This window comes from Candidatus Liberimonas magnetica (genome assembly GCA_020523885.1).
In the GTDB taxonomy this organism is placed as follows: Bacteria; Elusimicrobiota; Endomicrobiia; order Endomicrobiales; family JAFGIL01; genus Liberimonas; species Liberimonas magnetica.
Genome location: JAJAPY010000002.1, coordinates 254,042 through 267,684 on the forward strand (window position 1 = coordinate 254,042; position 13,643 = coordinate 267,684).

The window sequence follows — 13,643 nt, forward strand, 5'->3', positions numbered from 1 at the left end:
TACTGTCATCTTATTGTCGCTATTTTCATTTTGTACTTCAGTTTTTGCTAAACCTGAAGCTCCGACACAATATAATACCTTTGACGGCCTTCCTCCAGGAGGCAGGTCTCTGGGCCTGGGCTATGCTTACAGCACTGTAGGAGGAGACCCTTCCATTATCTATTTTAATCCTGCGGGCCTTGGCTTATCGGAAGACAGTTTATTGTCTTTCAGCTACGAAATAACCAGGCAGAGCGCTTTGACCTCAGATGAAATAGTACAGGGTGAAGCATTGCAGATCAGGAACCTGGTTTTTATCGGGCTCTCCAACCCGCAAGGAGCTTTATCCTGGCGGCCGCTGGCTAGCGACGCCATACATATTGTAAGCGGATTAGACAAGATAGATACCCAGACTAAGATCAATGCTTACACTTTTTCAGTAAAAACAAAGGAAGATAAGGTCTATACAGGTCTTAACCTTACATATTTAAGCGGAAGGATAGGCCAGTCAAAGATCATAAACAATATCCCGTCGGCGGTAATTTCCGACGGTAACGGCGTTAGCCTGGACCTGGGCACAATTTGTAAAGTCTCTGATGAGCTGAACGTGGGTTTAAATCTGAAAAACCTGTGCGGCTTCATGTGGTGGGATGACTATGAAACTGATTTGCTGCCGTTTTCTATAGTAACCGGATTTTCATTTAATATTTCGAAATTTTCTATTTTTGCTTTTGACTGGGAAAAAAGATATTACAGGAAAGACGACAGTTCTCCGCAAGAACTGACGCATATAGGTTTAGAACAGAGCCTGGGAAATATTTTAAGCTTTCAAATAGGTATGTACGGGCCGGACCTGAACAATAAGAACCTGTCAAGGTTTACCGGAGGAATATCTTACCAGAAAGGCAGTTACAAATTGTCATTGGCAGGGGAAAAATATATGGTTTCAAGCAATGATGTTTACAGGTATTTGTTCAGCTTGAATATCCCTGTTAAATAGCTTTTATGACTTCGCCTGATTTGATGCAGTTAGTGCATACGTAAGCTTTTATCTTTTTACCTGCTAAAATTATTTTCTGATGTTGAAGGTTAGGCATAAAAGTCCTGTTCGAGGCTTTATGTGAATGGCTGACTTTATTACCGCTTTTTGGCCCTTTCCCGCAAATTACGCATTTAAAAGACATTTTATTTGTTTACCTCCGTAGATTTTTCTTGTTTTATTGAAGTATATATATACCAAATTAATCACTAAATAGCAAGTGTCATCTGATTTTGGACACTTCGGAGGTGGTCCGCCCTGGGCGGAACTCCTGCGAAGTGTAAAATGGTTAAGCTGAATTTGCTATACTAAAAATCATGTTAAATCAATCTGTCCAGTATATTAAAGGAATCGGCCCTAAAAGAGCAGAAATGCTCTCCCGCCTTGGTATAAAAACCATTCATGATGCGTTGAGTTATTTTCCAAGAGAATACGAAGACCGCAAGGTACCCTTAAAGATAGCCCTTGCCTCTGCCGGCAAGAAAGCAATTATCCTGGCTAAAGTTGAGTTATCGGAACAAATACAGCTGGGCAAAAACCTTTCTGCATTCAAGGCGTGCTTAAGCGATGGAAGCGGAATAATTTTTGCTGTTTTTTTCAGGAAATCGAGCCCATACTACAAGCATGATATTTTTTCTTCGCTAAAAAGGGATTTTGTCAAAGGCAAAAAAGTGCTTGTTTACGGCCAAGTAGAAATTAATTTCGGAAAAAAAGAAATAAATGCCGAAGAATATGAGCCGGTGGCGGATGAAACAAAGCTGGGTGAGTTGATACATTTTAACAGGATAGTACCGGTATACCCATTGACAGAAGGCATCAGCCAAAAATGGTTCAGGGAATTCATGTACCATGCCGTAGACAGCAGCCGGCACGATTGGCCCGAACCTTGCCCGGAAAGCATAAAAAAGGCAATGAATTTTAAAAATGCAAAGGAAACTCTTATGTCCATTCATTTCCCGAAAGAGCTTTCTGATATCGAGCCGGCAAGAAAAAGGCTTGCTTTTGACGAGTTCCTGCTTCTTGAAACAGCCCTTGCTATAGTCAAGGAAAGGAACAACAAAAACTTTAAGGAAAGAAAATATCCGGTTAAAAAGTCCCTTTTAACGCCGTTCAGGGAAAAGCTGGGGTTTGAGTTTACAGCTTCCCAGAAGAAGGTGATAAATGAGATATTCTCTGACATGCAGAAAACAACTCCCATGAACCGCCTCTTAATGGGCGATGTCGGCTCAGGGAAAACGGTTGTTGCGCTTAGCGCTGTCCTGTTAGCTATAGAAAACGGATACCAGGCAGTTTTCCTAGCGCCTACTGAGATACTTGCTGAACAGCATTTCCTGACAGTAAATAATATGCTTAAAGGTTTAAACATCAACACAGCTCTTTTGACAGGCAGGGCTAACAGAGCCAAAAAGGAAAAACGCTCAATAAAAGAAGACTTGTCCCTGGGCAGGACAAATTTAATAATAGGGACTCACGCACTTATAGAAGAAGATGTTAAATTTAAAGACCTTGGCCTGATAGTTATAGATGAGCAGCACAGGTTCGGGGTAATGCAGAGGGCGGAGATACATATAAAATCAAAAAATCCCGATGTGCTCGTTATGACGGCAACTCCTATCCCAAGGACTCTTGCGCTTACTTTGTACGGCGACCTGGATATTTCTGTAATTGATGAACTGCCTCCCGGCAGGCAGCCGGTCAAAACCATGCACCTGAAAGATTTTCAAAGCTATAATCTTGTTAAAGACGAAATAAAAAAGGGCCATCAGGCATACATAGTTTATCCGTTGATAGAGGAATCGGACAAAATTGAACTTAAAGCTGCGGTAAAAGAAGCGGATTACCTGTCAAAAACGGTATTTCAGGATTATAAGGTGGGGCTGCTGCACGGGCAGATGCCGGCCGGTATAAAAGACAAAATAATGCTTGATTTCAGGGACAAGAAATACGATATACTTATTTCAACAACAGTAATTGAGGTTGGAATAGACGTAGCCAATGCCACTGTAATGGTCATTGAACACGCAGAAAGGTTCGGCCTTGCAACGCTCCATCAATTAAGAGGAAGAGTAGGAAGGGGGAAAGATAAATCTTTTTGCTTTTTGATAGGAGAGCCAAAAAGCGAAGATTCGATAAGAAGGATAAACGTGCTTGTCAATAACGCAAGCGGTTTTGCCATAGCAGAAGAAGACCTCTCCTTAAGGGGCCCAGGCGAGTTCTTTGGCACAATGCAGCACGGCTTGCCTCCTTTTAAAGCCGGAAAGATAGTCTATGACGCTCCTGTAATAGAACAGGCAAAAGATGCAGCGCAAAAAATAATTAAGGAAGACCCCGGTCTTATAAACCACGAAAACCTCGTTTTAAGGATAGAAATGCTCTCCCTCTACAAAGACAAGTTCGCCCTGTCTAATATCGGATAAAACCAAGTAGAGCCTCTTCCGATGCAACTTGCCTTACGAAGCTTTAGCGAAGGGAGGGGTTTGGACGCGGAACCTCTCTTAGACTTACCCAAATAAATTGCAATACAAGTATAAAAAATATAAAATTGACATGTATGTTAGGCTCATTTTCTAATAAAATTTGACAAAAGATACAAATAAACGCAATCGCAGGTATTAATGAACACATACAAATCAAGAAAACAAACCAGATTAAAAGGGTATGATTATTCTTTGGAGGGGCATTATTTTGTAACCATTTGTTCAAAAGATAGAAAGAATATTTTTGGTGAAATAGAAGTTGTAGGGGCGGGCCTTGCGTCCGCCCGCTATAAAAATGAAATCAGATTATCAAAATTGGGCCAACTAATTGATAGTCAATGGCAAAACATCAAAAAACAATATTATAATGTCGAATTGGATCAATATATTATCATGCCAAATCATATTCACGGTATTATAATTGTTGACAATTCGGTATCTTTACGGGCGGACGCAAGGCCCGCCCCTACGGTGTCTGATATTGTTTGTTCATTCAAATCGAAATGTTCGGTTGAATATGTTAAATATATTCAACAAAATAATTTAAACATTCCCGGTAAAATATGGCAGCGTTCTTTCAATGACCATATAATTCGTACAGCAAATTCATTAGAGAACATCCGGGAATATATTATGAATAATCCTGTGAAATGGGATGAGGATGAAAATAATAATCAAAAGGGTCAGGCATGCCTGACCCCTACAAGCAACAAATAATTAAAATGTCAATAAATTTTAATATTTCTATAAATAGACAAAAAGCTTTTGGAAACCGTGTTAAAATTTAAGAATGTTAAAGCATTATATTGGGACCAATACAGTGAAGATGAAGCTGACTTCGATAATGAGGTGCGGAAAGGGATATGGTTCCGTTCAGATGATGTTACCACCCTTCCGGAACCCCCGGAGGGGTATATTTGGAATCGTGATAATAACAGCCTTCAATTAGGCGGTCTTCAGATAGGGAGAAAGATTAGATATCGATTATGGCATAATAAATTGGGATATATGCCAGGTTCAGAATAAAGAATAGTATTGGGAAAAAATGATAACATTGAAAACAAAATTCTTTTTTGCTATAATTTCATCAAATTATAATGTCATGTTCTTCACTAAAATTGCCATCCTACGTAAGACATTCGCCACAGAATCATTGGCGGTTGCTTAGAATAGTCAAAAGAGCAAGTCGTTTAGCTCTTGTCATAGAGTGAGTAAAATTTGTTGAGAAATCAATAATAAGTGGAGGAATTTTTGATAAAAACAGCTATCTACCCAGGAAGTTTTGACCCTCCAACAAACGGGCATTTAGACATTATTCTGCGAGCTACGCATCTTTTCCCGAAAGTAATAGTAGCGGTAACTGATAATTCCGATAAAAAACCCACTTTTAAATTAAAAGACAGGATTACTATGCTTAAAGAAACCACAAAAGGTTTAAATGGGGTCAGGGTGGAGTTTTTTTCGGGGTTATTGGTTAATTATGCTAAAAAAAGAAAAGCAAGTGTGATAATAAGGGGCCTGCGCGCAATCTCAGATTTTGAATTTGAATTTCAAATGGCTTTAATGAACAGAAGGCTCAGTAAGAAAATTGAGACTGTATTTTTAATGCCGGATGAAAAATATACTTATATTTCCTCAAGCCTGATAAAACAGATTTCACGGCTAGGCGGTTCTTTAAAAGGGCTGATTCCTGTTTCGGTGAATAAATATTTAAGTAAAAGGCAAGTTAGCCCCTTGGGGGACTAACTGATTACAGTGATCAAAAACAAAGATTACGGTGATTTCTAGTATAGAGTTTTAAAATTCTTATACTACAACATAAATCTAAAGGAGCACACCTTTGCGTTTGACTTCCTTAAAGAAAAGACTCGGCGATATCCTGGTGGATGTAGGTATTATCACCAAAGAGCAATTGGATAAAGCCCTTGAAACGCAGCGAATGACCGGAGAAAAACTAGGGGCCATACTTGCGCAGATGGGCGTAATAAATGAAGAGGTCATGCTGGCATTTTTAGGCAAGCAGTGCGGTGTTTCCTATGTATCGATAAATGAGTACGGAGAAATTCCTGCGGACGTTGTGCGCTCGATCCCTGAAAGTGTGGCAAGGCAACAGATACTTATCCCGCTGGCAAAAGAAGCAAATACAATAACGATTGCAATGGCTGACCCTTTTAATGTGTTTGCGATCGACGATATTAAAGTAATGACAGGGCTGGATGTCAATATTGTAATTGCCTCAGAATCCGAAATCAAGGAAGCCATAGAAAAGTACTACAGCCATACTCTTGAATTTAAACATACGGTAGCAGACCTGATAAAATCCGCAAAAGATATCTCAGATGAAGAACTGGTTAGCTCGATTTTGTCCGAAGCCGTTAAAAGTAAAGCTTCGGACATACACATGCAGCCTCAGGCGGATTCCCTGCACATACGTTTCAGGATCGACGGAATTCTGCATGATTACTCTACGTTAGGCCTGAATGAATACAAGAATATTTTGAACAGGCTGAAGAAAATGGCAAACCTTAATATAGACATAAATCAATACCTGCCCAGGGGCTCAAAAATTAAAATAAGGGTAGATGGGAATGACATAGATCTAAGAATATCCATAATCCCAACGGTTACCGGACAAAAGCTCACTCTGCAGATATTGAGCAATGAAACGCTCTGCAGGGACCTGGCAAAACTTGGTTTTGAAACCGAAACTTTGGCAGCTTATAAAAAAAATATAGAATCAAAAAGCGGCCTTATAATAATATCAAGCCCTATATATTCAGGAAAAACTACGACTCTTTATTCAACCGTAGGCCACCTAAATCATCCGGACAGGAACATATTGACGATCGAAGACCCAGTTAAGTATATAATCCCTGGGATCACTCAGGTCCAGGTGGACACAGATAACGGAATGACGGCTTCAAGGGTATTAAGGTCCTTTGAAATGCAAAACCCGGATATAATCGTTGTTGACGAGGTCCGGGATCCTGAGACCGCAAGGCAATGTATCAACGCGGCATTGACCGGGCATTTGGTTTTTGCAACATTCCCGATAAACGATTCGGCCGGAGTCCTTGTACATTTAAAAAATATGGGGATCGAACCGTTCATGATAGCGACCTCATTAAGGATGGTCCTTGCACAAAGGCTTATGCGCGCTATATGCCCCGATTGCAGGGAGAGTTATGATATCCCGACGAACAATGTGCGTAATATCGGCATTGACCCCAAGTTCGCTAATGACCAGTCAAAAATAGAATTATGGCGGGGCAAGGGATGTAGTTCCTGTAATTTCTCCGGATACAGGGGCAGGGTAGCCATTTATGAGATATTAGAATTAAACAGCAAACTGCGGGAACTAATATTAGACGATGTACAGGAATCGCTCCTAAGGCAATTAGTCACAGATATGGGTGTGATTACCTTGCGTGAAGCTGCCTGGAGAAAAGTCCGGACAGGAGTTTCTACTGCAGAAGAAATGTTAAGGCTTACAAAGTATACATAAAATATCAACTTAGAAGGGTTCAGTGAAGAAAGACTCACGCTGCGAGACTTTCTGAACGCGGAAGGGAAACTTAGTTTCTCTCCGGGAGTGTTGAGGCGAGCAATTTCCGACCAAGCCGAAACAATCCTTCTCCTGCAAAGCGGGAGAAGGTAAGTCCCCGCCCAAAGGCGGGGGCGCGACATTAAGGAGATGATAAATGTTAAATATGGAAGAATTACTTAAGCTTCTGGTTGAGAAAAAAGCATCTGACCTGCATTTAACTCCCGGAGTCTCTCCTATGCTGAGAATAGACGGAGAGATGGTTTCCACTGATTTTGACAAACTTACTCCGGATGTATGCCAGAAACTGGTATACTCGCTTCTTACGGACACTCAAAAGGAAAAATTCGAGGCCAACAACGAACTTGACCTGTCATTCGGTATTAAAGGTGTCGGCAGGGTAAGGATGAATGTATTTCGGCAGCGCGGCTCGGTCTCGGCGGCACTCCGCTCGATCCCTACTAAAATCCTAACTTTTGACGACTTGAATTTGCCGCCTGTAGTTTATACCCTGATGAAATTAAAAAAAGGATTGGTGCTGATCACCGGAGCAACGGGTTCAGGAAAATCTACGACCCTGGCCTCTATGATAGATTATTTGAATGAAAACCGCCAGGGGCATATCATAACCATCGAAGACCCGATAGAATACATTCATTATCATAAAAAATGCATAGTCAATCAAAGGGAAGTGGGGGCAGACACAGGGTCATTCCCGAGTGCCTTGAAATATGTCCTGAGGCAAGACCCGGATGTTATTCTAATAGGGGAAATGAGGGACCTTGAAACGATTTCAGCTGCTTTAACTATAGCTGAAACCGGGCATCTTGTTTTTGCAACGCTTCACACTACCGATGCAGCCTCTACGATAAACAGGATAATAGATGTATTTCCGCCGCATCAGCAATTTCAGATACGCTCACAGCTTTCTCTGACCCTTCAGGCGGTTTTTGCCCAGCAGCTTATCCAACTCACTTCAGGCCAGGGACGTACCTTAGCCTGTGAAGTTTTGATAGCAACTCCTGCGGTAAAAAGTTTGATCAGGGATATGAAGATAGAACAACTTTATCTCGCGATGCAAACAGGGGGAAAGTTCGGGATGCTGACCATGAACCAGGCTTTATTTGAATTATATTCAAAAAGAAAGATATCTTATCAGACAGCGCTCGATTATAGCACTGATAAGGATGACTTAAAGCGTTTGTTAGAAAAAGTCACGGTCAAGTCGTAAGTAAATTAAAAATGCAAAATGAAAAAATCAAAATTAAGGTATCCCGCTTTGCGGGATTAATTTAAATAAGTCCGCTATAGCGGACACCTTAATTTTACATTTTTCACTTTTCATTTTGCAATTAAGTTTGTTGGAGTTATAATGCCTAAGTTTAGCTACAAAGCAAGAAATGCTTCCGGCAGTGAGTCCACAGCTGTAATTGAAGCTCCTGACCAGAGAACTGCGATGGAACGCCTCAAGAATCAGAAGCTTATCGTAGTCGAGATATCCGAAAACAAACCCGGATTTATTAAAAAAATATTTGATAAGATTAATCCAATGAAGCCCAGTGTAGGTTCTAAAGAACTGGTGCTTTTTTCAAGGCAGCTCTCTACTCTGGTTTCTGCTGGTGTGCCAATTGTTCAGGGCCTTTCGATCCTTGTTGACCAGGCTGAAAGCCCGCTATTCAAAAATGTCCTGCTTAGTGTCAGGGAAGATATTGAGCAGGGTATATCCATTAATGATGCTATGAGAAAACATCCTGTCGCATTTACAGAACTTTACGTTGCTATGATAAAAGCCGGAGAAGTCGGTGGCATTTTAGACGCTATCTTAGACAGGCTTTCTTCATATCTTGAAGCATCGGAAGAGTTAAAGGGAAAAGTAAAAGGGGCCATGGTGTACCCGGCAGTTATCGGATGTATCGCAGGAGCTGTAACATTATTCCTTATGATCTTTATAATACCGACATTTCAGAATATTTTTTCTCAATTTGGAGGAGAATTGCCTCTTCCGACAAAAGTAATGATATGGATATCAGAGTTTTTAAGGAATTTCATATTGCTGGTGCTGGCAACTCCTGTCGGGATATTCTTTGGTTTTAAGAAGTATGGAGAAACTGAGAAAGGCAGGGTAGTTCTTGACAGAATTTTCTTGAAACTCCCCGTGTTCGGAATTCTTATAAAAAAAGTATCTGTGGCAAAATTTTCCAGGACGCTTGGTACGCTTATAAAATCTGGTGTACCGATCCTTCAGGCGCTTGATACGGTGGGGAAAACAAGCGGCAATAAAATAATTGAGCAGTCGATAGAAACCGCAAGACAGGCTATAAAGGAAGGGGAAAGAATGGCGGAGCCGCTGCGTAAAACAGGTGTTTTTCCTGAAATGGTTGTTCAGATGATAGCAATTGGTGAAGAAACCGGTAACCTTGACATAATGTTAAATAAAATAGCTGATTTCTATGACCAGGAAGTTGATGTAGCGGTAAAGGGGCTCACAAGCATGATAGAGCCTCTGGTAATGGTAGTAATGGGTATCGTTGTTGGTGCGATCGTAATGTCCATGTTTATGCCTATGTTCGAGATGGGCCAGATGGCAAGTAAATAGTCCCGCCGTAATATAGGCACGGATTGTTGTCTTGGGATTTGTTAATAATGGCGGGATGTCGTGTTATCAAAAAGCCTCCGGCTTCAACTGGAGGAACTTCACTTGACAAATACAAGGCTATTTGTTATATTTAGGTTGTAGGATTCTGTAAAAAAAGGAGGTGAAACAAAATGAAAAAGTCAAAAGGTTTTACGCTAATTGAGCTTATGATCGTTGTAGCAATCATTGGAATACTTTCAGCTATTGCTATTCCAAAATTTGCCGACCTTATTCGTAAATCTAATGAAGGTGCAACAAAAGGAAACCTTGGAGCTATCCGCAGCGCTGTTTCTATTTACTACGGAGAATTGGAAGGCTGGTTCCCGGTGCCGACGGCATCAGGAGGTTCGGCAACAGCAGGGACGTTAGGTGCTATTTTAACCATGGAAAATGGTAAATACCTGAAGGAAGTTACTTCAAGTTATGCACCGCCGCACCATGCAAAATCAGCGAACGTTACAATTGCAGTGGCAAGCGGAAATGAAACTGCAAGCCCGGGTGCATGGGGATATCAGGATGCCCGTTCCCCTGGAACCGGAGAAAAACAATGGGGCGATGTATGGGTAAATTGTACTCATACCGACTCAAAGGGCCAGGTTTGGTCTTCTTACTAAAATCTGAGTGTTACTTGAATGGTAACCCCGCGCGTTCTTTGACGAGCGGGGTTATTTTTTTGTATAATGTACATAACAGAGGGAAAATGATAACTTATCTATTCATTTGCTTTATATTCGGATTAATAGCAGGTAGTTTCGCTAATGTTTGCATATACAGAATACCGAATAACCTATCAGTTGTAAAACCAAGGTCTTTTTGTAAAAACTGCAAAAACCGTATCGCGTGGTATGACAATATACCCGTTTTAAGCTTTCTTGTTTTGTCCGGAAAATGTAGGCACTGCAAAGAAAAGATATCTTTAATTTATCCGTTCATTGAAATACTTACTGGCATTCTTTTTATTTTATTAGGATGGAGATTCATGTACCAGCCTGCTTCTTTATTCGTTTATTCATTATTTACAGTGCTGCTTGTAATAATAGCGGTTATCGATTATCAGTATCAGATAATTCCGGATATCTTATCTTTATGTATATTAATCTTAGGCATATCTTTTTGTTTTTTTAACCGTGAGCTCGGAACAAACTGGCAAATGAGGTTCTTAAACTCAATACTTGGGGGAGTCGTAAGCGCAGGGTGTTTATTCGTGGTAGGTTATCTGGGGACTATGGTTTTAAAAAAGGATGCTATGGGAGGAGGGGACATAAAATTTATCCTTGCGGCCGGGACTTTAGTAGGCTTAAAAAAAGCATTCCTCACTATTTTTTTTGCTTCAATAATCGGAAGTATCATAGGCCTTATGCTCATAGTTTTGAAAAAAAATAAAAGAAATGAATATATTCCGTTTGGCCCGTTCCTAAGCCTTGCAGCTTATTTCATTTTATTCATACCTTCTAATTGGCTATTTTGGTAAAAGCTGCTTTATTTTCAATAATTATTTCAAAAACGTATTTACTAATACAAAAAAATGCAAATATGCTTGACAAATTAATTAAAATCTGTTATAAATTTATATAAATATGTTTATATTTATAAATTATAATATTATCATTACATAATATGCCGAAATTAATACCATCGATAAATATACCAAAATTATCTTTCCTAAAACCAAAAGATGCAATCGCTGTCGATATTGGAACCTCTTCTGTAAAAATAGTATTCCTGAAAGCTTCTGGCAATAAATATACTCTTGTCAAATGGGGTATTCTTCCCATCAATGAAAACCTGTCTGAATTACCCCCTCAGGAAAGGAAGTTAAATATTATTGCCCGGATAGGTGAGTTTTTTGCCAAGGAAAAAATACTTATAAAAAACGTTATAACCTCGATTTCTGGGCATCAGGTAATAGTACGCTATGTGAATTTCCCCAAGTTATCAAGGGAAGAATTGAATAAAACAATAGTTTTTGAAGCTGAACCGTACATACCGTTCGACATAAAAGAGGTTGATTTAAGTTATCATATACTCGGAGATATAGTTGAAGAAGGACATAAGAAAATGGAAGCGATCCTTGTTGCGTGCAAGAAAGATGTTATTGCGTCAAGGCTGGAAATATTTAACGAGCTTAACCTGCGCCTCATTGTAGTTGATATAGACGCTTTCGCTCTTGAGAATGCTTACGAGGTCAATATCGACCCGTCTCTTCAGGAAACGGTAATGCTTATCAATATCGGTTCCGCTGTCACGAACATAGCAATAGTTGAGAACAATAAATCGAAAGTCGTAAGGGATATCTTTATCGCAGGAGATTCGTTCACTAAGATTATTCAAAGGAATTTGGGTTGTGAAATAAAAAAAGCCGAAGAGTTAAAATTCGCCCATAGTATATTGGTAACTGCCGAAGAAAAAGAAAAGACCTTGTCTGAGAACCAAAAAGAAGCTCTCCAGGTATCACAGGCGCTTTCATCTATGGCTAAAGATTTTTTAACGGAAATTCACAGGTCGATCGATTTTTATATTTCCCAAAACCCTGATAGAACTATTAATAAGATACTATTAAGCGGTGGCTCCGCTAACCTGAAGAACTTGGACAGGTTGTTAAATAACGATCTTAAAATAGCTGTAGAGGTTTTTAACCCCTTAAAAAACATAACTTCCGGGGAAGCTGTTCCACCGGAAATTGCAGCTCAATTGGCTGTGGCAACTGGGCTTGCAGTACGTCATGAAAATGACATGAATGAATAAACAAGTTAGCCCCCTCGGGAACTTGTTGATTACATAAATTTTACACAAAGATTACAGCACTTACAGAAGTATAGAACTTTCAATTTTACTAGAAAATAATTATGATCAAAGTCAATCTTCTAGCGGCAAACTTAATAAAAAAGGAAGAAAGAAACGAATTATTTGTCCTTGCCTGTATCCTGGCTGCGATAATCGTTCTTTTAGGTGGTGCAGGGTATGGCTCAAAATTGTATTCAAATATGAAGTTAGAAAAGAGAATAGAGGTAGCAAACCGGGAATTGACTAAATATGAAAGTATAGTGCGCCAGGTTGAAGCTTTGCAGTCCACAAAAACGGTCCTGGAAACAAAGAAAAACCTTATTAATACTTTATCAGCAACAGGCCTTACCTATCCTGTATTTATGGAAAAATTAATGTCCGTATTGCCTGACAACATCTGGTTTAAATCCGTTAATACAAAGACTTTAAATGATACTGATTTAAGCATCAGCATGGATGCGGAGGCTCTGGATAATTATGCTATAGCGGATTTCATAAGCTTTTTAAGTACCGATAAATCTTTCTCCAATATAGAATTAGGTCAAATTACTACCGCAGGCACGGATAAAATGCCGACTTATTCTTTCAAGATGACGGCTAATTATAGAAAAGAGATAAAAAAATGACGAAACAATTGATACAAAAATTAGTTGGCGTAGGGATATTCATTGTTTTTTTTGTTATTGTATATTTTAAATACCTGGCGGCACCGCTAGACCAAAAATATCGGGAGTCATCCGAACAGCTGAATAATATCGAGACAAAAGTTGCATCTATGAAACAAAAGGCAAAAGAATTGCCGAAGCTGCAAAAGGAAATGAAACTGCTCGAAGAAGAAGTAGCTGAACTGGGGAAAAGGCTTCCTAAAGAAAAGGGTATCCAGGAACTTTTGAGGATAATAACAAAAGATTCACAGAACTACCATCTTAATGTCTTAAGCTTCAGCCCGAACCCTGTAGCTGAAAAATCAAATTATTTTGAAATACCATTCAGGGTCTCGGTCAAAGGGACGTATCATTCTCTGGCACAATTCTTGAGCGACTTAGGGCAGGAATCAAGGATAATCAGTGCAAAGAATTTAGAAATGTCTGCGGATACCAGTTCTAAGAACAATAGTATTACCGCCAGTTTTTCGATAATCGCATATACTTTTAAAGGATAGTTAGCAGAACGAAGTGGAGCCTA

12 protein-coding genes and 1 pseudogene are annotated in these 13,643 nt (G+C 39.7%); 12 read left to right on the forward strand and 1 reads right to left on the reverse strand.

Annotation, left to right across the window (positions count from 1 at the left end; all coding sequences use genetic code 11):
- Nucleotides 1-13 precede the first annotated feature (13 nt).
- On the forward strand, nucleotides 14-979 hold the full coding sequence (locus LHV68_02570) for a hypothetical protein (GenBank protein MCB4790750.1): 966 nt from the start codon (nucleotides 14-16) through the stop codon (nucleotides 977-979).
- Here the strand turns inward: LHV68_02570 and rpmB are convergent.
- Entirely contained in the window at nucleotides 972-1,163 is a 192-nt protein-coding gene (rpmB, locus tag LHV68_02575) for a 50S ribosomal protein L28 (protein MCB4790751.1), read from the reverse strand. The two genes, LHV68_02570 and rpmB, sit on opposite strands and share 8 nt — an antisense overlap.
- A 172-nt stretch (nucleotides 1,164-1,335) precedes the next feature.
- Between rpmB and recG the strand changes: the two genes are divergently transcribed.
- The 11 genes and pseudogenes from recG to LHV68_02630 all read left to right on the forward strand — a co-directional run bounded on the left by recG (nucleotide 1,336) and on the right by LHV68_02630 (nucleotide 13,620).
- Nucleotides 1,336-3,435, forward strand: a complete 2,100-nt coding sequence (recG, locus tag LHV68_02580; protein ID MCB4790752.1) for an ATP-dependent DNA helicase RecG — start codon at nucleotides 1,336-1,338, stop codon at nucleotides 3,433-3,435.
- Between the two features lie 198 nt (nucleotides 3,436-3,633).
- Nucleotides 3,634-4,212: a transposase gene (locus LHV68_02585; protein ID MCB4790753.1), complete on the forward strand. Its 579-nt coding sequence runs from the start codon at nucleotides 3,634-3,636 to the stop codon at nucleotides 4,210-4,212.
- A gap of 537 nt (nucleotides 4,213-4,749) precedes the next feature.
- On the forward strand, nucleotides 4,750-5,241 hold the full coding sequence (gene coaD / locus LHV68_02590; protein MCB4790754.1) for a pantetheine-phosphate adenylyltransferase: 492 nt from the start codon (nucleotides 4,750-4,752) through the stop codon (nucleotides 5,239-5,241).
- A gap of 94 nt (nucleotides 5,242-5,335) precedes the next feature.
- Nucleotides 5,336-7,000, forward strand: coding sequence for a Flp pilus assembly complex ATPase component TadA (gene tadA / locus LHV68_02595; protein ID MCB4790755.1), 1,665 nt, complete (start codon nucleotides 5,336-5,338; stop codon nucleotides 6,998-7,000).
- A gap of 196 nt (nucleotides 7,001-7,196) precedes the next feature.
- Nucleotides 7,197-8,270 (forward strand): type IV pilus twitching motility protein PilT, encoded by a 1,074-nt coding sequence (locus LHV68_02600; GenBank protein ID MCB4790756.1) that lies wholly within the window; start codon nucleotides 7,197-7,199, stop codon nucleotides 8,268-8,270.
- Between the two features lie 141 nt (nucleotides 8,271-8,411).
- Nucleotides 8,412-9,635, forward strand: coding sequence for a type II secretion system F family protein (locus LHV68_02605; GenBank protein MCB4790757.1), 1,224 nt, complete (start codon nucleotides 8,412-8,414; stop codon nucleotides 9,633-9,635).
- A 170-nt stretch (nucleotides 9,636-9,805) separates the two neighbouring features.
- Nucleotides 9,806-9,901, forward strand: a pseudogene (locus LHV68_02610) (prepilin-type N-terminal cleavage/methylation domain-containing protein).
- 473 nt (nucleotides 9,902-10,374) lie between these two features.
- Nucleotides 10,375-11,145, forward strand: coding sequence for a prepilin peptidase (locus LHV68_02615; GenBank protein MCB4790758.1), 771 nt, complete (start codon nucleotides 10,375-10,377; stop codon nucleotides 11,143-11,145).
- Nucleotides 11,146-11,291: 146 nt separating this feature from the next.
- Nucleotides 11,292-12,419 (forward strand): type IV pilus assembly protein PilM, encoded by a 1,128-nt coding sequence (pilM, locus tag LHV68_02620; GenBank protein MCB4790759.1) that lies wholly within the window; start codon nucleotides 11,292-11,294, stop codon nucleotides 12,417-12,419.
- A gap of 101 nt (nucleotides 12,420-12,520) precedes the next feature.
- Entirely contained in the window at nucleotides 12,521-13,084 is a 564-nt protein-coding gene (locus tag LHV68_02625) for a PilN domain-containing protein (protein MCB4790760.1), read from the forward strand.
- Nucleotides 13,081-13,620 carry a type 4a pilus biogenesis protein PilO gene (locus LHV68_02630; GenBank protein ID MCB4790761.1) on the forward strand — a complete coding sequence of 180 codons (540 nt, stop codon included), beginning with the start codon at nucleotides 13,081-13,083 and terminating at the stop codon, nucleotides 13,618-13,620. Before LHV68_02625 ends, LHV68_02630 begins: the two co-directional genes overlap by 4 nt.
- Nucleotides 13,621-13,643: the final 23 nt, after the last annotated feature.